This window comes from Labrys sp. LIt4 (assembly GCF_017813775.1).
Taxonomy (GTDB): Bacteria; Pseudomonadota; Alphaproteobacteria; order Rhizobiales; family Labraceae; genus Labrys; species Labrys okinawensis_A.
Genome location: NZ_JAGIPY010000007.1, coordinates 77,336 through 96,611, shown reverse-complemented (window position 1 = coordinate 96,611; position 19,276 = coordinate 77,336). Strand labels below are relative to the sequence as shown.

The following is a 19,276-nucleotide window of genomic DNA, read 5'->3' as shown; positions in this document are numbered from 1 at the left end:
TGAAAAACGTCTTATTTTTGCGGCGGCGAACGCCCTAATCTTTCGAGACGGAGTAATACCGGCGGCCGCGACGTTGACCCACGCGTCATTGCGAGCTCTGCCGATCCGCACGATTGGCATGGCGAAGCAATCCAGGAGCCACGGCCACCACGTCTTCCGGCCCTGGATTGCTTCGCTACGCTCGCCATGACGGTGCTTGATCGGTCGAGCATCTATGCCGTTGGTGTAATGCCGGAGCGTCGTTGTATTGCCGGGAAACCATCCCGATTGAATAAATCGGATGGCTACCCGTCAGGCCGGGCGGACTGAACAGCGCCGGTGGGCTCCGGGCCGGAGAGCGGCGCCCGGCGACGCGGCGCTGCAATCGTTCCAGTCCCATGCGCGCTGGGAGGAGAGGGGGATGCAAATGCTGCCGATAGCCCACCCCGACGAAGCGAAGACCGCCGCCGGCCTGTCCCTTGCCAGCGCCTACGCCACCGCGGTCCTGGGCTGGCTGCTTTCGGCCGGCGTCTACATCGCGGCCAAATGGGCGGCGCCGGAAATGGGCCCGTGGGCCCTCTGCTTCTGGCGGCTGCTGCTGGCCTGCGCGATCCTGCTGCCGATCGTGCACCGCCACTATGGCGCGATCCTCGCCTTGATCCGCTCGCGGGCGCCGGAGGTCCTGCTCGTCGGCGCTGTTGGACTGACCCTGTGCCAGGGCATGATCTATACGGGCCTCCATTCCACCAATGCGACCACGGCCGGCATCATCATGGCGCTGTCGCCGGTGATGACCATGGTGATTGCCCGCATCGTGCTGGGCGAAGCGCTGGGCGTGTGGAAGGCCATCGGCGCGCTGCTCGCCTTGGCCGGCATGCTGGTCATCGTCGCCCATGGCGATTTCGGCGCGCTCAAGGGGCTGCAGTTCAGTGCCGGCGAATTGTGGATCGTCGGCAGCGCCTTCTGCTGGGGCCTCTACACCGTGCTGCTGCGCCGCTCGAAATTCGGCATCCCCCTGCTGCCCACGGTGGTGGTCCTGCTCGGCGCCGGCGCCCTTGCCGCCCTGCCTTTCTATCTGTGGGAGGTGAGCGGGGGTGGCGGCTCGGCCCTCAACGCGAACGGCCTGCTGGCGCTCGCCTATCTGGCCGGGCCGGGCGGCGCGCTGATGTATTATCTCTACAATCGCAGCGTCGAGGCGCTCGGCGCCGGCCGGGCCAGCATGCTGCTTTACCTGCAGACCGTCTTCGTGGCCCTGCTCGCCTATCTCCTGCTCGGGGAAAGCCTGCACGACTACGACATCTGGGGCGCGGCCTTTATTGTTGCCGGGCTGGTGCTGCCGGCGTTGATCAAGCGAAGGTCCAACGTTGTTTAAGAAGGGTGGGATGGACACCGGGAGAGGCATCGACGGCATCAGACCCTTCGCGATCTTCCGTCTTCAAGTAATATAGACTGTCACCGTAATTGAGAATTACGACGACAGCCATCTTCCACATGTAAGATGATCCTCACCGCGCGAATAATAGTGACATCTATTTTGATTTTGGCATCCATTATGTCGTTCTTGTAAGAAACGTGGGTTAGCAATTAGATCTCTACAGATACCGGGATGAAAGTTTGAAGCTAAATCCGTCCAATCGTGTTTGAATGTACGCCCAGAGATAATAAAAGAGCGTGTTGGATGACGCAGGCCGATCGATATACTCTCATGTAAGCGAGAGTCGATGACATCAGGTCTTGCTGGATAGATAAGGCGCTTGTCAATATTGTAAAATCCCGAGGATAAATCTATGTAGTCAAATGGTAGATTAGCTACAGAATCCTGCAAACGCTCTGCACCATTACTATCGAAATCGGCGTCTCCGGTTTTACAAGAGATTCTTATCGAAGTTTCGATTCCCCGGCCTTTCAACCTCTCAGCGAGCGAAGCAAGTGTTCCAAGTACCGTCGCAGAATTACGATTGATGCGATAATCTATCAAGAGACTTAGGAGGTACCCATGGGCAGCGTGAATTTGGATATGCCGAAAGCCGTGCTTAATGGCTATATCTGCTGCAAATTCAAACGAATTCAATGTGGACTCAACATCACTTATCGTCATACTATCAACGAAACGACAAGCTTCCGAGATAAAAGCGGCCGAATTCAAGGCTCGAAATTTCTTTTGGCCAATATAGCCTTCCCACGTGGTAGCAAGCTGAATACCTGGCAAGGAACCCTTCGCAGCAATAGAGTCTGCAATATGCTTCCAAATCAAGTTTTCTGATAAGACAGGCGTGACGGCATTAGTTCTATACCCTCCAGGTACCACTACATTTCCAACAATGGAACAGTAAAGCTCCGGGGAGCTCCGAGTCGCATAAAAATCGAGAAAGCGTTGGTCCGGTATGCCATCCGTTACAAAGCCGGTGTTGACCGCAAGAAAGAAGGTCCGCCTATGGCTCAAGATATCGATATCTCTCGTCATTAATCTTCATCTTTCGGAGAATGTCACTCTCCAGGTCGCCATTAAGAATTGTAGAGAGTCTGAATAGATAGATAGCAACGTCCGCAAGTTCGGAACGCAACTGAGGTGTAGCTTCAGCAAGGGTTGGCCCAGTGTACCCCGGAGTGGAGAATGCTAGCCCTACTTTCTTTAAAAGATCAGCGAATTCTCCAACCTCACCAACGAGACCGACAAGATCACGCATAAGCTGATCTTGTAATTCCTGGTCATTGTCAAACGAAGTAAGGAAGCCTCTCTTCGTATCGGCATCGATCTGTTTCTTTATGATCTCGGAAAGCTGCATTACGGTTGCCTTCTAACGAAATTCGCAAAAATCGTACCAATAGCGATAAGGCCACTGGCCGCTAAATTTCCTACAATTCCCCACACTTGATCGATCCAGTCAGTGCTGATTAAAAATAACGCTGCCGCATTGACTATCAAGGCGAAAAACACAGCCACAAGCGTCCAAATCTGAGTCGTTTCCATTCGCCGGATGATTGTGCGGGTTGCGACAGGCAGAAGAGCAAATGCTTCTTCTTGTTCCGATAGTACACGAGGATCTTCCGCCACGTCACAATAAGTCTTCTGAAGGTGGGTCTTGATCGGCCATATGCCCACCTGAAAGCCATGTTGACCATGATAAGGATGTGTAACAGGGCGCGCGAGTCGGCTAAAGTCTGCCTTTGCAATAGATTCGCCTTGCGGTAATTCGATAAATTTGTCGCTGATATTCTGCGTAACGATACCCAGATTTCCATGAAAACCGGGGTCCGCGTAAGTTGCCACGGGACTAAGTCCAATACTAAACAGCGCCCCCTTGCTAACTACACGTACAAGAATATTGTCAGGAATCCTCAATATCTCGGATGTGATAAGTACAACGCGATGGCCCGGTTTGATTAGAGCGGCTTCACCGGGTTTTAGTTCAAATCGTTTCCCATTCTCAGTTAAGTCATAGTAGACAGTCCCCATGCGTAATTCGTAACAAGCTCCGGTACACCCACCGATGGTGGCATTTTCTATCAATCGTCCTGCTGCGATCTCCGCCTCGATTTCGGAATCATTTAACGTCATCTAATTCTACCTCAACCCGTTTTTTTTCTAAGAGATATCATATAACCTACTTTAAGAAATACAGCGACAATATATTAATTTCTGCTGGATCGCGTCTTTCAACTCGGTGCACTGTCGCTGTAATTGAGCATAAATAGGCGAATGTGTAATAAGAGTCGGACTTAGTTAAGTTGCTACTCAAACAGCCATCCAGGATGTACAAGTTAAAGTTATGCCTTCGGTCCCTCGAGTACCCTAAACCAATCTCGGATGGACATTTGGAGTCGATCTACCTCATCGTCCGCAAGTACACCGCAGTGTGCAATAGTACCTCGCAGCATGTTCAAGCCGGTCAACACGCGACTCACAGAGCCCTCGCTACGCAGCATACCTGCGAAGTCGACCCAGTTCGCACGAATGATATCACCAAGTTGCCCGAAGGTTGAGTAATCGATCAAGGCCTCAGATCGCATGGTCCAAGCATTTTGGTCCTCTCGATCACGATTCTTTTTGACTTCGTCGCGAACGCTTTGGGGAACCTGAGTGTTCCACCATCCATGTCCGTGCGCAGCTTCCATAGTGTCGATGATAAATTTACGAATGTCATTTTCTAGCATATAAAACACTTCATAATACATCGACATTTTAGCTGCATTGTTGCGGTTGGCCAGCTCGAACTGCCGGATGAAAGGCTCCATCCGTTCGTCAATGAACGCACTGCCGCGGCGCTTGGCACTGGGATTGTGCTCTTTCAGACTCTCGCGAAGTCCGGACTCTATGACCGCGCACTTCAGGAGAAATAGCTCTATCGTGTGGTTGTTCAATTCAGGAGATTTCCTTTAAGGCTCTTGAATATTGCGTTGAAGACATCAATGTTTGTGGTTTCAGGAAGCACCACATTGATATTATATATAAGTTGTAGAGGCTTCGATTGATCGGCGTTGAAAGCCGGCGGTTCGGCGTTGTTCAGATGAGGCTTCTCACTAGCGATTTCTGTCTGGGATACTTCAGATTTGGCCCCCTTGGCGTAATCCTGGAAGCACTGGAAGGTTTGAAGCATCGATTTCAAGATTCTATCATTCTTGGTGAGCCCGGTGATTGCCACAAGAATGTCAATAACCGTACCCTCGGGAGCGTTATGCGCGTAGCTGTTACGACGATAAATCTCCGGGAAACCATTCTTTAAGGCTTGAAGGGCTGCTGCGGATCTTCCCCCAACTGTCTGAAACTGAGAATACAGTTCCGTAGGAACTCCGCCCTGATTCAGCATCTGGGTGCTCTTCAAGATTGGAATTATAGGTCGTGCGGCACCGCCCGATGCTTCGAGAACCGTCGCCAGAAAATCGGGACTAAAAACTGGCGGTTTCTCAGCTTCCGGTATTCTTTCCAAAACTCTCTTTAAGATATTGGGGCTAAAAGTATAAGGAATGTTTCCGGGAATTTTTCTTCGAGGCGATTCAGCGTTCGCAGGGGCAGACTTCGCTCCTGTAATCGACGCGGAAACGGTAGACTCTTGCGCGATACTGTCCCTTGTTCTGCGGCGGATCTTTTGCACGGTCGGTTCGACGACTTCTGATGTTGGAACTTCCTTTTCGTCCGCCATGCTACCCTCAGAAGCTTGATTATTTGATTCCTCACATTACTGCATTTGTGGCGATTGGCTATGAAGAAAACGCAATAACATTTACCTAAGGAAGCAACCCTGTTCACACTCTGGCTAGCTATCTCTAATACGGCGAAGTCTCGCACGACGAGACTGGCCCGGCCGATGGGGGATCACTAAGGCCAAAGAGAAAAGGGCGCGCCAGCCACATCATCCGAGGTCAACAGAATACGGCTTTGGAATTTTCAAGCGATCACTAGAACCGTTCAAGCAGGTAACAAGCTAACCGGCCGCTTCTTCTGGCGCATTTTGATGAATTAATTAACCGCTCCCAGCCCCATCGGGACATCGGATTAAGCACATATCGGTGACTGTAATTAACGCGTAGCTGCTGTCTTGCTGGGCGTTCACGGAAAGCACCCGCCTCCCTCATCCCCTCGGCGTCAGATGCACCCCCGCCAGCGTACACCGCACCGATCCCCCCGCCCGCTCAATGGTGGGGATGTCGAGCGCAACACAAGTCGCGCTCTGCTCGATGATGGCGCGTTGCTCGGGCGTCAGGGCTGCCAGGGCCGTGGTCGAGAGGGCGAGGAGGCGGCCGTCTCTGCCCTGCAACTCGATCGCGTTGCCGGCAAAGTTCTCGATCTGGCGGTTGCTCAGGGCCAGCACCTGGCGGCCGGAGCGTTCGAGGCGGGCGACGATCTCGCGCTTGCGGGCGGCGTCGGCGATCATGTCCAAGCCGATCAGCACGAAATCGGTGGCGACGCACATCAGCACATTGGTGTGGTAGATGGCGGCGCCCTTGGCGTCGCGGGCGTCGAAGGCCATCGGCTCGAAGTTGAAATGGGTGCAGAAGCGCTCGAGGGCGATCGGGTCGGTGCGGTCGGAGCGCACGGCATAGGCGACGCGGTCGATATGGTCGAGCACCATGGCGCCGGTGCCTTCCAGGAACAGGCCGTCGGGCTCCAGGCCGGAATAGTCGATGACCTCCTGCACGCGGTAATCGGTCTTCAGCATCTCGATGACGTCGGCCCGGCGCTCGCGCCGCCGGCTCGGCGCCTTCATCGGATAGATCGCGACATGGCCGCCGGCATGGGTGGAGAACCAGTTGTTGGGAAACACCGAATCCGGGGTTGTCCGGCCCTCGTCCTCGAAGAGATGCACGGTGACGCCGTGGGCTGACAGCGTCTCGGCCGCCCGGGTGATCTCGGCATGAGCGAGCGGGGCGAGGTCTTCCCCGCCATTGCCCGCGACCTGGAAATGATTGTCGGCGGCCGTCTCCGTGTTGACGGTGAAGTGGTGCGGGCGAACCATCACCACGGCGGAGGGGGCCTGGACCGAGAAGGCAGGGCGCTTGGACATGGGGGGCTCCGGGGGCGTCGAGTCTACACCCTCCCCTGGAGGGGGAGGGTCGGCCCGAAGGGCCGGGGTGGGGTGAAAAATGCTCAGGCGGCGGCGACAGCGTTCCTCCTTTGTGGAGAAGGTCACCCCACCCCGACGCTGCGCGTCGACCCTCCCCCTCCAGGGGAGGGTAAGGTCGCGCCCCCCTCAGCGGGCGCGCTGCAGCATGCCGAAGAGGTCGCGCGGATCGTCGGGATCGGCGATCATGTCGAGTTCCTGGTAGAAATCGGTGCCGACGATCTGGTTGCGCAGATAGCGCAGGGCCGAGAAGTCCTCGATGGCGAAGCCCACGCTGTCGAACAGGGTGATCTGGCGCTCGTCGCGCCGGCCCGGCACCTGGCCGGTGACGACCTGCCAGAGTTCGGTGATCGGATAGGAACGGTCCATCTGCTGGATCTCGCCCTCGATCCAGGTCTGCGGCGGGTATTCCACGAAGCAGTCGGCGCGCAGGAGGATGTCCTTGTGCAGCTCGGTCTTGCCGGGGCAGTCGCCGCCGATGGCGTTGATGTGGATGCCGGGGCCGACCATGTTGTCGGTGAGGATGGTGGCGAACTGCTTGTCGGCGGTGCAGGTGGTGACGATGGCGGCGCCCTCGATCGCCTGCTGCGAGGAGGTGCAGGGGATGACGGTGAGGCCGCTGCCCTCAAGGTTGCGGGCGGTCTTCTCGGTGGCGCGGGGGTCGATGTCGTAAAGCCTGACGGTGTCGATGCCGCACACCGCCTTCATGGCGAGGGCCTGGAACTCGGCCTGGGCGCCGTTGCCGATCATCGCCATCACCTTCCCACCCTTGGGCGCGAGGTGGCGGGCGGCCATGGCGGAGGTCGCCGCGGTGCGCAGCGCCGTCAGCAGCGTCATCTCGGTGAGCAGCACGGGATAGCCGGTGGCGACGTCGGCGAGCAGGCCGAAGGCGGTGACGGTCTGCAGGCCCTCGGCGGTGTTCTTGGGGTGGCCGTTGACATATTTGAAGCCGTAGATGGTGCCGTCAGAGGTCGGCATCAGCTCGATCACGCCGTCACGCGAATGGCTGGCGACGCGCGGGGTCTTGTCGAAGCTCTCCCAGCGGCCGAAATCCTCCTCGATCAAGTCGGTCAGTTCGGCCAGCACCCGCTCGATGCCGAGATGGTGGACGAGGCGCATCATGTTCTCGACGCTGACGAAAGGCACCATCGCCTTCTGCGAGGGCAGGGGAGCGGTCATCGAAAAATCCCTGAACGGTCACTGTTGGCCCTAGCCTAGGCCGTCCGGATGTTCACCGAAATCGCAATCCTGTGCTAGAACCGTCAGCCCATTGAACAGATTGCCAGGCCGGATTGTAAAAAATGTCAGGGACGGGACGGGACGCCGAGACGGTCAAATATATTCCCGATGCGCTCGACCGCGGCATCATCGCGCATCTGCGCAGCGATGGCCGGGCCTCGCTCTCCAAGCTCGCCGATGCGCTGGGCGTGGCGCGCGGCACGGTGCAGAACCGGCTCGACCGGCTGATCGAGACCGGCACGCTGCTCGGCTTCACCGCCCGGGTGCGCGAGGATTACGACATGAACGCCGTGCATGCGGTGATGATGATCGAGGTGGTCGGCAAGTCGACCACGCAGGTCATCCGCAAGCTGCGCGGCCTGCCGGAGGTGCACACGCTGCACACCACCAACGGCAATTGGGACCTCGTCGCCAACATCCGCGCCGCGAGCCTGGCCGAATTCGACCGGGTGCTGCGCGAAGTCCGGCTGATCGACGGGGTCTCCAACAGCGAGACGAGCCTGCTGCTGAGCAGCGTGTGAGGCGGGCGCTCTCCCGCTCGTCATCCCGGACGTTTCCTCACAAGCCTAGCTTGTGAGTGGCGGCGCGAAGTGCCGCGGCGCAGTCGGACCAAACCAGAGGTTTGGTCCGAGGACCGCAAGAGGAGTATGAACAACATCGCCGCGGTCCCGCGTCTGCGGTGCAGCATTGCATGCCGCACCGCGCGCGGGATGACAGGGCCGGTCCACACGCTATGCGCGAGCTGGAAAAGTTACACCCGCTTTTGATCGATTGAGGTCTTGCTCCGGCACGGCTAGGTTGGCTGTCTGGAACGACTCCAAGGAGGGGATATGCCCTTCCGGCTCGCGGGAGACTGCCATGGCGTATACGATCAAAGTCAACGGGACCGCCCACACCATCGATGCCGATGGCGACACGCCCCTTCTCTGGGTGCTGCGCGACATATTGGGCATGACGGGCACCAAATTCGGCTGCGGGGCGGCCCTGTGCGGCGCCTGCACGGTGCATGTCGACGGCGCGGCGACGCGCTCCTGCATCACGCCGCTGGAAAGCGTCGGCGAGAGCGCCGTCACCACCATCGAGGCGATCGGTGAGACCCCGCAGGGCAAGGCCCTGCAGAAGGCCTGGCTCGAGCTGGAAGTGGTGCAGTGCGGCTATTGCCAGTCCGGCCAGCTGATGTCGGCCGCGGCCCTGCTCGCCGCCACGCCCAAGCCGAGCGACGAGGACATCGATGCCGCCATGTCCGGCAATGTCTGCCGCTGCGGCACCTATCAGCGCATCCGCGCCGCCATCCATCACGCTGCCGCTTGAGGAGGGGAGGGATCATGCCCGACGGTTCCCAGACACATCTCGATCGCCGCGCCTTCCTGAAGGCGGGAGCCCTCATCGGCGGCGGCTTCGTTCTCACCTTCGCCTTGCCGTCATTCGCCGCATCGCCTGCGGCCGCGGCCGAAGCCAAGGATTTCGCCCCCAACGCCTTCATCCGCATCGACCGCCAGGGCCTGGTGACCCTGGTGATGCCGATGGCCGAGATGGGCCAGGGCATCTACACCGCCCAGGCCATGCTGCTGGCCGAAGAGCTGGAAGTCGGCCTCGCCCAGGTGAAGCTCGAACATTCCCCGCCGGACGACAAGCTCTACGGCAATGCCCTGCTCGGCAGCCAGATGACGGGCGGCTCGACCTCCGTGCGCGCCTTCTGGCAGCCCTTGCGGCAGGCCGGCGCGGCGGCCCGCACCATGCTGATCGCCGCCGCCGCCAAACGCTGGAACGTCGATGCGGCCAAGCTGACGGCCCGCGACGGCGCCGTGCTCAATCCGGCCGGCAATGCCACGCTGAGCTATGGCGAGCTCGCCGACGAGGCCGCGGCCATGCCGGTCCCCAAGCCGGAGAGCCTCACCCTCAAGGACCCCAAGGACTTCAAGCTGCTCGGCACGCCGGCCAAGCGGCTGGATGCGCCGGACAAGGTGGTCGGCAAGGCCGAGTTCGGCATCGACGTCAAGCTGCCGGGCATGAAGGTCGCCGCCATCGCCATCTCGCCGGTGTTCGGCGGCAAGCCCAAATCCGTGGACGACAAGGCGGTGCTGGCCGTCAAGGGCGTGCGCCAGGTGGTCAAGACCGACGATGCCGTGGCCGTGGTCGCCGATCACATGGGCGCGGCCAAGAAGGGCCTGGCCGCCGCCAACATCACCTGGGACGACGGGCCGAACGCCAAGGTCGACAGCGCCCAGATCGTCAGCCAGCTCACCGAGGCCTCCAAGCAGCCGGGCGCGGTGGCCCGCAACGTGGGCGACACCGCCAAGGCGCTCGCCGGCGCCGCCCAGAAGCTCGAAGCCATCTACCAGGTGCCCTTCCTCGCCCATGCCGCCATGGAGCCGATGAACTGCACCGTGCATGTGCGCAAGGATGGCTGCGAGATCTGGCTCGGCACCCAGGTGCCGACAATCGCGCAGGCCGTGGCGGCCGGAATCACCGGCCTGCCCAAGGAGAAGGTCAAGGTCTACAACCACCTGATCGGCGGCGGCTTCGGGCGCCGGCTGGAGGCCGATGGCGTGGCGCGCGCCGTCAAGGTAGCCCAGCAGGTCGACGGGCCGGTCAAGGTGGTCTGGAGCCGCGAGGAGGACATCCAGCACGACATGTACCGGCCCTATTATTTCGACCGGATGTCGGCCGGGCTCGATGCGTCGGGCAAGCCGGTGGCCTGGACCCATCGCATCGCCGGCTCCTCCATCCTGGCCCGCTATTACCCGCCGGCCTTCAAGGACGGCATCGATCCCGATGCGGTGGAAGCGGCGGCCGAGCCGCCCTATGCCCTGCCCAACATCCATGTCGACTATGTCCGGGTCGAGCCGCCGGGCATCCCGACCTCCTGGTGGCGCGGCGTCGGGCCCACCCACAACGTCTTCGTGGTCGAGAGCTTCATGGACGAACTGGCCGCCGCCGCCAAGGCGGACCCGGTCGCCTATCGCAAGGAGCTGCTCGCCCATAATCCGCGGGCGCTCGGCGTGCTGACGCTGGCGGCCGAGAAGGCGGGCTGGGGCCAGCCTCTGCCCAAGGGGCGCGGGCGCGGCGTCTCCGTGCAGTTCGCCTTCGGCAGCTTCATGTCGATGGTGGCCGAGGTGGAGACGGCCGCCGACGGCACGCTGAAGGTGCATCGCCTCGTCTGCGCCGTCGATTGCGGCCTGCAGGTCAACCCGGACACCATCGCCGCGCAGGTCGAGGGCGGCGCGATCTTCGGCCTCACGGCGGCGCTGCACGGCGCCATCACCCTGAAGGACGGCCGGGTGGAGCAGGGTAATTTCGACACCTACCTGCCCATGCGCATCGACGAGGTGCCGGTGATCGAGACCCATCTGGTCAAGAGCGCCGAGGCCCCCGGCGGCATCGGGGAGACGGCGACGGTCGCCGTCGGTCCCGCCGTCGCCAATGCGGTCTTCGCCGCCACCGGCAAGCGCGTGCGCACTCTGCCGATCGACACGGATGCGCTGAAGACCGGGTGAGACTGCGACCTGCTTACCCTCCCCTGGAGGGGGAGGGTCGAGGCGAAGCCTCGGGGTGGGGTGATTTCTTCGGAAAAGGACCTGTTTCTATGGTTACGATCCGTGTTTCTCCACCCCACCCCGGCCTTTCAGGCCGACCCTCCCCCTCCAGGGGAGGGTAAGGGATTGGCGCTTATACCGCCGATCCCCAACGTCGCCGTCAGCTCCCGGGCGGCCGCGGCGCCGGCGCGGTTGGCGCCGATGGTGGAGGCCGAGGGGCCGTAGCCGACCAGGTGGATGCGCGGGTCCCGGGCGACCTCAGTCGCCAGCCGGCCGGTCATCACGATGCCGCCATCGTCCTCGCGGATCTGCAGCGGCGCCAGGTGGTCGAGCGAGGAGCGAAAGCCGGTGCACCAGAGGATGACGTCGACCTTCTCCTCCTGGCCATCGGCCCAGCGCACGCCCTCCGGCGTGATCGCGCTGAACATGGGCCGGCGCGCCAGCACGCCCCGCTCGCGCGCGGCCCGCAAGGCCGGGGTGAGGGGCAGGCCGGTGACCGAGACGATGGAGCCGGGGATGAGGCCCCGCCGCACCCGGTCCTCGACGAGGGCGACGGCGGCCCGTCCGTCCTCCGGCGTGAAGGGGCGGTCGCGGAACCTCGGCTCGCTGCGCGTCACCCAGATCGTGTCGGTCACGCGCGAGATCTCGTCGAGGATCTGCACGGCCGAGATGCCGCCCCCGACCACGAGGACGCGCTGGCCGGCGAAGGCTTCGGCGGTCCGGTAGTCGCGGGTGTGGAGCTGCCGCCCCCTGAAGCTCTCCCGGCCGGGATAATCGGGAATATAGGGCGTCTCCCAGGTGCCGGTCGCGTTGATGAGGCCGCGGGCCGAGAAGGTCTCCTTGTCCGTCTCGACCCGGAAGCGCTCGCCGCGCGCGCACACCACCTTGACCGTCACCGGCCGATAGACGGGCAGCTCGAACTTGCGTTCATAGGCCTCGTAATAGCGCGGCACCGCCTGCGAGGCCGGCACCTCGGTGAGGCCGGGATCGATGACGTCGGCAAAGGCCATGCCGGGCAGATCATGCACGCGGTTGACGGTGCTCAGCGTCAAAGACGGCCAGCGATATTGCCAGGCGCCGCCCGGTGCGGGCGCCTTGTCGAGCACCAGATAGCCGCGGCCGGGCGCCAATCCGAGTTCGTGCAGGTGATAGGCGCTCGAGAGCCCGGCCTGGCCGGCGCCGATGACGACAATGTCCACCTTGTAGGCGAGGTGGACCTCCGGCGCGGCTGCCGGATCGGCGGGGGTCGAAGCGGCAGTCGCTCCATCTTCATCATGCTGAGCCATGCTGCGAGAGTGGCGGCCGGGGTGTCGGAATTCAAGAGGGCGACCACGGCGCCATCGCGCGATTGCATACCGCTGTCCGGGGCCCTATAAAGCAAGTATATGCTTTGAATATAGTCTGCAGAGGATCATGTCGGCGCTCGAGCTCGAAAATGCCAGCCCACAGGGACGGTCCGGACCCGACCGGCTGCTATTGCTCCTGAAGACCAGGGGACAGCAGACGGCGGCCGAGCTCGGCAAGGCGATCGGCACGACCGGGGAGAACGCCCGGCAGCAATTGACGAAACTCGCCGCCGAAGGGCTGGTCGAGACCGAATCCGTGGCCCGTGGGGTCGGCCGGCCCGCTCAATTCTGGCGGCTGACGGCGCAGGGGCATGGCCGCTTTCCCGACAGCCACGCCGAGCTGACGGTCGGCCTCCTGCGCCACATTCGCGACCTGCTCGGCCCCGAGGCGCTCGAGCGCCTGATTGCGGCGCGCGAGGAGGAGATGCGCGCCGCCTACCGCGCCGAACTCGGCCGGCTGGAGGGCACGCCCGCCCGCGTGGCGGCGCTGGCGACGATCCGCACGCGCGAGGGCTATATGGCCGAACAGCGCGCGGCCGAGGACGGCGAGGGCTGGCTCCTCATCGAGAACCACTGCCCGATCTGCGCGGCCGCCACGGCCTGCCAGGGCTTCTGCCGCTCCGAACTCGCCATTTTCCGCGACATGCTCGGGCCGGGCTGCACGGTGGAGAGAACCGAGCATATCGTCCACGGCGCCCGCCGCTGCGCCTACCGCATCCGGGAAGAGGCCCGGTAAGGCGCGCTGGCGCCGGCAGAGGGGCACCTCCGGCGCATTTTGTGATTTGACGGAATCGGCGGGAAACGCTGAGTCGCGTCGGGATAGGGCGTTTGTCAGGCGTTCCGCCGTGAACGTGTTTTGCTCCGGTCGATACCAACGGTCTTGATGCCTGCCCCATCAAGGACGTGGGGGCAACATCGCGGCCATTGGGATAAACCGTCGAAAAGGCGGCGCACCAGACCTGCAAGATAATCTGGCGGCAAGCACACGCCAGCAAAGGGAAGGATTGCCTGATGAGCGTCATGGCGGGACAGGACGGGAGCGCAGTGGAAGCGTCGACGGTGCGAGCCGTATCCTGGCGCCTGCTGCCGTTCCTGATGCTGGCCTATCTCCTGGCCTATCTCGACCGCGTCAATCTCGGCTTTGCTGCCCTGACCATGAATGACGAGCTGAAATTCTCGCCCCTGGTGTACAGCTGGGGCGCCGGCATCTTCTTCATCGGCTATTTCCTCTTCGAGGTACCCAGCAACGTCATCCTGCACAGGGTCGGTGCCAGCCGCTGGATCGCCCGCATCATGGTGACCTGGGGCATCGTCTCGGCGCTGATGGCGCTGGTCGCCGGTCCCGTCAGCTTCTATGTGCTGCGTTTCCTGCTCGGCGTGGCCGAGGCCGGCTTCTTTCCCGGCATCATCCTCTATCTGACCTACTGGTATCCGGCGAAATACCGCGCGCGCATCCTCGCCGCCTTTGCGGTGGCGGTGCCGGCGTCGACCATGATCGGCGCCCCGATTTCCGGCTATCTGCTCGGCATGGACGGCATCGGTGGCCTCAAGGGCTGGCAATGGCTGTTCATTCTGGAAGGCCTGCCGGCAGCCCTGCTCGGCATCGTGACCTGGTTCTACCTGACCGACCGCCCGGCCTCGGCAGGCTGGCTCAGCCCCGAACAGAAGCGCTGGCTCTCGGACCGCCTGGAGCGGGAGGAGACCGCCCGGAAGACCGCGCACCATATGAGCCTGCGCCAGGCATTGGCCTCGCCCAAGGTCCTGGTGCTCAGCCTGGTCTATTTCGGTTTCGTCGGGGCGCTCTATGGCATGCAGTTCTGGCTGCCGCAGATCGTGAAGGCGTTCGGCCTCAGCAACATCCAGACCGGCTTCGTCACCGCGATCCCCTATGTGTTCGGCTCGGTCGCCATGGTGCTGTGGGCGCAGCATTCGGACCGCACCCGCGAAAGGGTCTGGCATGTCGCACTGCCGCTGTTCCTGATCGCGCTGTCCCTGGCGGCGGCCAGCGCGCTGAGCGATCCCGTACTGACCATGATCGCCCTGACGGTGGCGGCCATCGGCGTGTTCTGCACCTTTTCGCTGTTCTGGACCCTGCCGACGGCCTTCCTGAGCGGAGCGTCGGCGGCCGCGGGCATCGCGCTGATCAATTCGATCGGCAATCTCGCCGGCTTCGGCGGGCCCTATCTGATCGGCTGGTTCAAGGATCAGACGGGCGGCACGGCCATGGGCCTGCTGGCCCTGTCGCTGCTGCCGCTCGTCTCGGCCCTGCTGGTCCTGAGCCTGGGGCACGATTCAAAAACGGAATTCGCGGCCGCCGAATGATGAGCCGGCCGGGCGGGCAGGGCCTGCGCCCCACCCCCGCCTGTCGACGGCTTCAATGGAGGCATGCAGGGGGGCCGCTTACCTCATGGCGTCTTCTTGCCGCTGGCATCGAATTGCTTGAGATAGGCGATGACATTGGCGATGTCGTCGGGCTTCGACAGACCGACAAAGGCCATCTTGTTCCCGGGTACCTTCTGTTTTGGATTCTTAAGATATTCTGAAAGAGAGTCCTCCGCCCAGGTCAGGCCGGCGCTCTTCATTGCTGGCGAATAGGTATAAGTCTCCACCGATCCGGATTTACGGCCGATTATTCCGTTCAACTCGGGGCCGACGGCATTCTTGGCTGTCTCTCCAACCTGGTGACAAACTTTACACTTGATGAATACTTTTTCTCCGAGCGCAGCATCTTGTGCGAGTGCGGCGCTCGATATCAGGATAGAGGCAAGAATTCCGACGGCGACCTGTCGCATTTTCTCTCCCTTTCGGCCATTCGTCCAAAGTCATCGAAGATTAAGCTTAATTTCTGCTTATTTTGTTCTTCACATGTCGTGTTGTGTTGTGAATCAGTCTAGGCGCAACGTAAAGTGACTGGACAGCATGAAGAATGATGATCACACTCCTTGTCAAGAATAGATATTATCTGCACAGGGAGGGTGGGCGCTTGGTAGCCGGCGATTTCGGTTCGCTCCCGGTTCGGCAGTGGCGGCCTTTTCAGAAACAATTTGATGGGGTTGGGCGCGCCGCGGCGCGTTTCGACGGTGGATTGCCGCAATGATGGAACGGCGACAATTTCTCGCGCTTGCAGGCGCCGGGCTGGGGGGGCTTTTCGGCTCGGCCGGACCGGCCTGGGCCCAGATGCCGCCGCTGCGCCTGGGTGTGCTGTCCTTCGGCACCGTCGAGTGGGAGCTTGCCGCCATCCGTGCGCTCGGCCTGGAGGAGGCTGCGGGCCTGAAGATCGAGCCCCTCAAGCTCGCCTCCAACGACGCGGCGCGCATTGCCTTCCTGGGCGACGCCGTCGACAGCATCGTCTCGGATCTGCTCTGGGCGGCGCGCATGCGCGGCGAGGGGCGTGACATCGTGTTCCTGCCCTTCTCGGCCTCGGAGGGGGCGGTGATGCGGGCGCCGGATTCGACGATCGCCACCGTCGCCGATCTCGCCGGCAAGCGTATCGGCGTGGCTGGCGGAGCGCTCGACAAGAGCTGGATCCTGCTGCAGGCCTATGCCCGGCACCAGGCGGGCATCGATCTGGCCAAGGCGGCCGAGCCGGTATTCGGGGCGCCTCCCTTGCTGAGCATGAAACTCGAGCAGGGGGAGCTCGACGCCGCGCTGCTCTACTGGAATTTCTGTGCGCGTCTCGAAGCCAAGGGCTTCAAGCGACTGGTCGGCGCCGACGAGGTCGCGCGGTCCTTCGGCGTCGAGGGGCCGATTTCCTTCGTCGGCTATGTCTTCAAGCGGAACGACGGCCGGAATGACAGACAGATCGCCGCCTTTGCCGCCGCTTCCCGCCAGGCCAAGCAGGCCCTGGCAAGCCAGGACGCGATCTGGTCGCAGCTCCGGCCCCTGATGCAGGCCGACGACGAGGCAACCTACAATGTGCTGAAGCGTACCTTTCTCGCCGGCATTCCCAGCCGGACGATCGCCGATGAACAGGCCGATGCCGCCAAGCTCTACGCTAAGCTGGCGGAACTCGGCGGCGAGAAGCTGGTCGGCAAGACGGCGACCCTTCCGGAGGGGCTCTATTGGGCCGGACACTGACAGAATGGAGCGGCGGCCGTCTGGCCGGCCTCGCCGCCCGCATGGTCTCGCTGCTTGCCTTGCTGGCGATCTGGGAGGTCGCGGCCAGGCTGGCCAGCGGTCCGCTGTTGCCCTCGCCCGCGGCGGTGCTTGCCTTCATCGTCGCGGAAACCCGGCGCGGCGACCTGATCGCCAATATTGCCATTACCTTGTGGCGGGTTGCCGGCGCTTTTGCAGTGGCGATGCTGATCGGCAGCGCCATCGGCATCGTCCTCGGCCGCTGGCGCCGCGCCAACGCGGCTTTCGATGTCTGGCTCCTGGTCCTGCTCAACATGCCGGCGCTGGTCATCGCCGTGCTGTGCTACATCTGGCTGGGCCTGACGGAAGCGGCGGCGGTGACGGCGGTCGCCCTCAACAAGATCCCCAATGTCATCGTGGTGCTGCGCGAGGGCACGCGGGCCCTCGATCGCGATCTCGAGGAGATGGCCCATGTCTATCGCTTTCCGGCCGGAACCTGGCTGCGCCATGTCCTGATGCCGCAATTGGCGCCCTATGTCGCGGCGGCGGCGCGTTCGGGCCTGGCGCTGGTCTGGAAGATCGTGCTGGTGGTCGAGCTGCTCGGCCGCTCGTCCGGGGTCGGCTACGCGATTTCGCTTTATTTCCAGCTTTCGGATGTCACGGCGGTGCTGGGCTATGCTCTCGCTTTCACCTCGGTCATGCTCGCCATCGAGTTCCTCGTGCTCCAGCCCCTTGAGAAGCATGCCCGACGCTGGCGCCCCGCCCTTGCTTGACCTCAGCATTGCCAGCAAGGTCTATCGCGATGATCGCGGCGGGGCGGTGGAGGCCGTCAGGGGGCTCGGCCTCTCGCTGGCCGCCGGCGAATTTGCCTGCCTGATCGGCCCTTCCGGCTGCGGCAAGACCACCGCCCTGAAAATCCTGCTCGGGCTCGATCGTGACTTCGAGGGCCGCGTCGAGCCCGACATCGCCGCGCTGACCGTCGGGGTCACCTTCCAGGAGCCTCGTTTGCTGCCCTGGCGGACGGTTGAGCAGAATGTCCGCATCGCGCTGCCCCCGTCGCAACGCCGGCGAGACCTCGATGGGCTGTTCGGGCGGCTCGGCCTTTCGGAGTGGCGCGGACATTATCCGCATGCGCTCTCGCTCGGCCTGCAGCGGCGCGTTGCCCTGGCCCGCGCCCTGGCGCTGGAGCCGCAATTGCTGGTGCTGGACGAACCCTTCGTATCGCTTGATGACAAGGCCGCGCTGGAGCTGCGCGCCTGCCTGCTGGCTGAAGTCGCCGATCATCGCATCACGGTTTTGATGGTCACCCACAATGTGCGCGAGGCGATCGGCCTGGCCGATCGGCTGCTGTTCCTGGGCCCCCGTCCCACCCGCATCCTTCATGAAGTCGCGATCGTGGAAGCCCGCCAGGACCGGCATTCGACCTGGATCGAAACGCGGTACCGGGAATTTGCCGAGCGCTTCGGCTTGTAAGGCCGGACGTCGAGGAAGGAGCTCGCAGGATGCAACGGCTCGTGATGCTGGCCCGGCTTTGGATAACGGCCTGCCTTATCCTGCTTCCCGGCTTCGTTTCGGCTGAGACGCTGCCGATGCCCTTGCCGATGACGGAGGTCGCCGAGGGGGTCTTCGTTTTTGCCGCCCCGTACGAACTCGCCGCGCCGGGCAATGCCGATGCCATCGGCAATGCCGGCTTCGTCATCGGCAGCGAGGCGGTCGCGGTCGTCGATACCGGCGGTTCCCGGCAGGCGGGTCTGGCCCTGCTGGCGGCCATTCGCGCCCGCACCGACAAGCCGATCCGCTATGTCGTCGACACGCATGTCCATCCCGACCATCTGCTCGGCAACGCCGCCTTCCGCCTGCCCGGCGTGACGATCGTCGGCCATGCCAACCTGCCCGAGGCCCTGTCGGCGCGTGCCGGGACCTATCTTTCGGCGACGCGCCGGCTGATCGGGGAGGCCGCTTTTGCCGGCACCGAAGCGATCGCGCCCACCCTGCTGGTCAAGGACCGGCTCACCCTCGATCTCGGCGGCCGCACGCTGCTGCTGGAGGCCTGGCCGACGGCCCATACCAATACCGATCTCACCGTGCTGGACGAGAAAACCGGCACCTGGTTCCTGGGAGACCTGCTCTTCGCCGGCCATGTCCCGGCCCTCGACGGCAGCCTCAAGGGCTGGATCGCGGTGATCGACGCCTTGCGCTCGCGTCCGGCCGCCCGCGTCGTGCCAGGCCATGGTCCGGCGGCGATGCCCTGGCCGGCCGCAGCCGATCCGATACACCGCTACCTCGTGCGTCTGCGCGACGACGTGCGCGCCATGATTGCAGAGGGACGGACATTGCGCGAGGCAGCGGAACGTGCGGGCCAATCCGAGCGCGACAACTGGCAGTTGTTCGACGAGTTCAATCCGCGCAATGCCACGAGTGCCTTTCATGAACTCGAATGGGAATAGCGCTAGGCCGAGACGAGGAACCGTATAATACCGCCAAGATTTTGCGGTGCACCAACAAATGATGCGATGCACCATAATAAGGTAAAAATAAATCG

General features: G+C 62.4%; 19 protein-coding genes. 10 read left to right on the top strand and 9 right to left on the bottom strand.

What is annotated here, in order from left to right; all coding sequences use genetic code 11:
* Window positions 1–400 precede the first annotated feature (400 nt).
* Window positions 401–1,351 carry an EamA family transporter gene (locus tag J8I29_RS14980; RefSeq protein WP_209432267.1) on the top strand — a complete coding sequence of 317 codons (951 nt, stop codon included), beginning with the start codon at window positions 401–403 and terminating at the stop codon, window positions 1,349–1,351.
* Between the two features lie 96 nt (window positions 1,352–1,447).
* Here J8I29_RS14980 and J8I29_RS14975 read toward each other — a convergent pair whose 3' ends face one another.
* The 7 genes from J8I29_RS14975 to J8I29_RS14945 form a co-directional block, all read right to left on the bottom strand.
* Window positions 1,448–2,443 (bottom strand): hypothetical protein, encoded by a 996-nt coding sequence (locus J8I29_RS14975; protein WP_209432266.1) that lies wholly within the window; start codon window positions 2,441–2,443, stop codon window positions 1,448–1,450.
* Entirely contained in the window at window positions 2,412–2,765 is a 354-nt protein-coding gene (locus J8I29_RS14970) for a MazG nucleotide pyrophosphohydrolase domain-containing protein (RefSeq protein ID WP_209432265.1), read from the bottom strand. The genes J8I29_RS14975 and J8I29_RS14970 overlap by 32 nt, the downstream gene beginning before the upstream one ends.
* On the bottom strand, window positions 2,765–3,538 hold the full coding sequence (locus J8I29_RS14965) for a hypothetical protein (RefSeq protein WP_209432264.1): 774 nt from the start codon (window positions 3,536–3,538) through the stop codon (window positions 2,765–2,767). Before J8I29_RS14965 ends, J8I29_RS14970 begins: the two co-directional genes overlap by 1 nt.
* A 209-nt stretch (window positions 3,539–3,747) precedes the next feature.
* Complete coding sequence (locus J8I29_RS14960; protein WP_209432263.1) at window positions 3,748–4,341, bottom strand: Swt1 family HEPN domain-containing protein; 594 nt, start codon at window positions 4,339–4,341, stop codon at window positions 3,748–3,750.
* Window positions 4,338–5,120 (bottom strand): DUF5343 domain-containing protein, encoded by a 783-nt coding sequence (locus J8I29_RS14955; protein WP_209432262.1) that lies wholly within the window; start codon window positions 5,118–5,120, stop codon window positions 4,338–4,340. The genes J8I29_RS14960 and J8I29_RS14955 overlap by 4 nt, the downstream gene beginning before the upstream one ends.
* 429 nt (window positions 5,121–5,549) lie before the next feature.
* Window positions 5,550–6,482, bottom strand: a complete 933-nt coding sequence (locus J8I29_RS14950; protein WP_209432261.1) for an arginine deiminase-related protein — start codon at window positions 6,480–6,482, stop codon at window positions 5,550–5,552.
* A gap of 186 nt (window positions 6,483–6,668) precedes the next feature.
* The gene (locus J8I29_RS14945; protein WP_209432260.1) at window positions 6,669–7,718 is read right to left on the bottom strand and encodes an ornithine cyclodeaminase; all 1,050 of its coding nucleotides are present in this window, start codon (window positions 7,716–7,718) and stop codon (window positions 6,669–6,671) included.
* A gap of 122 nt (window positions 7,719–7,840) precedes the next feature.
* On the opposite strand from J8I29_RS14945, the gene J8I29_RS14940 reads away from it, so the two are divergent.
* The 3 genes from J8I29_RS14940 (at window position 7,841) to J8I29_RS14930 (ending at window position 11,275) form a co-directional block, all read left to right on the top strand.
* Entirely contained in the window at window positions 7,841–8,299 is a 459-nt protein-coding gene (locus tag J8I29_RS14940) for an Lrp/AsnC family transcriptional regulator (RefSeq protein WP_209432259.1), read from the top strand.
* Window positions 8,300–8,636: 337 nt separating this feature from the next.
* A complete protein-coding gene (locus J8I29_RS14935) occupies window positions 8,637–9,089 on the top strand; it encodes a (2Fe-2S)-binding protein (RefSeq protein ID WP_209432258.1) in 453 nt (150 codons plus the stop codon).
* Between the two features lie 14 nt (window positions 9,090–9,103).
* Window positions 9,104–11,275: a xanthine dehydrogenase family protein molybdopterin-binding subunit gene (locus J8I29_RS14930; RefSeq protein WP_209432257.1), complete on the top strand. Its 2,172-nt coding sequence runs from the start codon at window positions 9,104–9,106 to the stop codon at window positions 11,273–11,275.
* Window positions 11,276–11,403: 128 nt separating this feature from the next.
* Here the strand turns inward: J8I29_RS14930 and J8I29_RS14925 are convergent, their stop codons facing one another.
* Window positions 11,404–12,600 carry an NAD(P)-binding domain-containing protein gene (locus J8I29_RS14925; RefSeq protein WP_209432256.1) on the bottom strand — a complete coding sequence of 399 codons (1,197 nt, stop codon included), beginning with the start codon at window positions 12,598–12,600 and terminating at the stop codon, window positions 11,404–11,406.
* 127 nt (window positions 12,601–12,727) lie between these two features.
* Here J8I29_RS14925 and J8I29_RS14920 point away from each other — a divergent pair, with 127 nt between their 5' ends.
* Window positions 12,728–13,396 (top strand): metalloregulator ArsR/SmtB family transcription factor, encoded by a 669-nt coding sequence (locus J8I29_RS14920; RefSeq protein ID WP_105863751.1) that lies wholly within the window; start codon window positions 12,728–12,730, stop codon window positions 13,394–13,396.
* 275 nt (window positions 13,397–13,671) lie between these two features.
* Window positions 13,672–14,982 carry an MFS transporter gene (locus J8I29_RS14915; protein ID WP_209432255.1) on the top strand — a complete coding sequence of 437 codons (1,311 nt, stop codon included), beginning with the start codon at window positions 13,672–13,674 and terminating at the stop codon, window positions 14,980–14,982.
* Window positions 14,983–15,065: 83 nt separating this feature from the next.
* Here J8I29_RS14915 and J8I29_RS14910 read toward each other — a convergent pair whose 3' ends face one another.
* Entirely contained in the window at window positions 15,066–15,452 is a 387-nt protein-coding gene (locus J8I29_RS14910; protein ID WP_105863749.1) for a cytochrome c family protein, read from the bottom strand.
* 301 nt (window positions 15,453–15,753) lie between these two features.
* Between J8I29_RS14910 and J8I29_RS14905 the strand changes: the two genes are divergently transcribed.
* Genes J8I29_RS14905 through J8I29_RS14890 form a run of 4 tightly spaced genes read left to right on the top strand, consistent with a single transcriptional unit; the run spans window position 15,754 to window position 19,181 of the window.
* Window positions 15,754–16,737 (top strand): ABC transporter substrate-binding protein, encoded by a 984-nt coding sequence (locus J8I29_RS14905; protein WP_209432254.1) that lies wholly within the window; start codon window positions 15,754–15,756, stop codon window positions 16,735–16,737.
* 41 nt (window positions 16,738–16,778) lie between these two features.
* Window positions 16,779–17,507, top strand: a complete 729-nt coding sequence (locus J8I29_RS14900) for an ABC transporter permease subunit (RefSeq protein ID WP_209432407.1) — start codon at window positions 16,779–16,781, stop codon at window positions 17,505–17,507.
* Window positions 17,476–18,207 (top strand): ATP-binding cassette domain-containing protein, encoded by a 732-nt coding sequence (locus J8I29_RS14895; RefSeq protein ID WP_209432253.1) that lies wholly within the window; start codon window positions 17,476–17,478, stop codon window positions 18,205–18,207. The genes J8I29_RS14900 and J8I29_RS14895 overlap by 32 nt, the downstream gene beginning before the upstream one ends.
* A gap of 29 nt (window positions 18,208–18,236) precedes the next feature.
* Window positions 18,237–19,181, top strand: coding sequence for a quinoprotein relay system zinc metallohydrolase 2 (locus tag J8I29_RS14890; protein WP_209432252.1), 945 nt, complete (start codon window positions 18,237–18,239; stop codon window positions 19,179–19,181).
* The last annotated feature ends 95 nt before the right edge of the window (window positions 19,182–19,276 follow it).

What these genes read in the sequence shown, in the direction of transcription:
- J8I29_RS14980 (WP_209432267.1), top strand. Translation starts at nt 401, where the DNA reads ATGCAAATGCTGCCGATAGCCCACCCCGACGAAGCGAAGACCGCCGCC.
- J8I29_RS14975 (WP_209432266.1), bottom strand. Translation starts at nt 2,443, where the DNA reads ATGACGAGAGATATCGATATCTTGAGCCATAGGCGGACCTTCTTTCTT.
- J8I29_RS14970 (WP_209432265.1), bottom strand. Translation starts at nt 2,765, where the DNA reads ATGCAGCTTTCCGAGATCATAAAGAAACAGATCGATGCCGATACGAAG.
- J8I29_RS14965 (WP_209432264.1), bottom strand. Translation starts at nt 3,538, where the DNA reads ATGACGTTAAATGATTCCGAAATCGAGGCGGAGATCGCAGCAGGACGA.
- J8I29_RS14955 (WP_209432262.1), bottom strand. Translation starts at nt 5,120, where the DNA reads ATGGCGGACGAAAAGGAAGTTCCAACATCAGAAGTCGTCGAACCGACC.
- J8I29_RS14950 (WP_209432261.1), bottom strand. Translation starts at nt 6,482, where the DNA reads ATGTCCAAGCGCCCTGCCTTCTCGGTCCAGGCCCCCTCCGCCGTGGTG.
- J8I29_RS14945 (WP_209432260.1), bottom strand. Translation starts at nt 7,718, where the DNA reads ATGACCGCTCCCCTGCCCTCGCAGAAGGCGATGGTGCCTTTCGTCAGC.
- J8I29_RS14940 (WP_209432259.1), top strand. Translation starts at nt 7,841, where the DNA reads ATGTCAGGGACGGGACGGGACGCCGAGACGGTCAAATATATTCCCGAT.
- J8I29_RS14935 (WP_209432258.1), top strand. Translation starts at nt 8,637, where the DNA reads ATGGCGTATACGATCAAAGTCAACGGGACCGCCCACACCATCGATGCC.
- J8I29_RS14930 (WP_209432257.1), top strand. Translation starts at nt 9,104, where the DNA reads ATGCCCGACGGTTCCCAGACACATCTCGATCGCCGCGCCTTCCTGAAG.
- J8I29_RS14925 (WP_209432256.1), bottom strand. Translation starts at nt 12,600, where the DNA reads ATGGCTCAGCATGATGAAGATGGAGCGACTGCCGCTTCGACCCCCGCC.
- J8I29_RS14920 (WP_105863751.1), top strand. Translation starts at nt 12,728, where the DNA reads ATGTCGGCGCTCGAGCTCGAAAATGCCAGCCCACAGGGACGGTCCGGA.
- J8I29_RS14915 (WP_209432255.1), top strand. Translation starts at nt 13,672, where the DNA reads ATGAGCGTCATGGCGGGACAGGACGGGAGCGCAGTGGAAGCGTCGACG.
- J8I29_RS14910 (WP_105863749.1), bottom strand. Translation starts at nt 15,452, where the DNA reads ATGCGACAGGTCGCCGTCGGAATTCTTGCCTCTATCCTGATATCGAGC.
- J8I29_RS14905 (WP_209432254.1), top strand. Translation starts at nt 15,754, where the DNA reads ATGATGGAACGGCGACAATTTCTCGCGCTTGCAGGCGCCGGGCTGGGG.
- J8I29_RS14900 (WP_209432407.1), top strand. Translation starts at nt 16,779, where the DNA reads ATGGTCTCGCTGCTTGCCTTGCTGGCGATCTGGGAGGTCGCGGCCAGG.
- J8I29_RS14895 (WP_209432253.1), top strand. Translation starts at nt 17,476, where the DNA reads ATGCCCGACGCTGGCGCCCCGCCCTTGCTTGACCTCAGCATTGCCAGC.
- J8I29_RS14890 (WP_209432252.1), top strand. Translation starts at nt 18,237, where the DNA reads ATGCAACGGCTCGTGATGCTGGCCCGGCTTTGGATAACGGCCTGCCTT.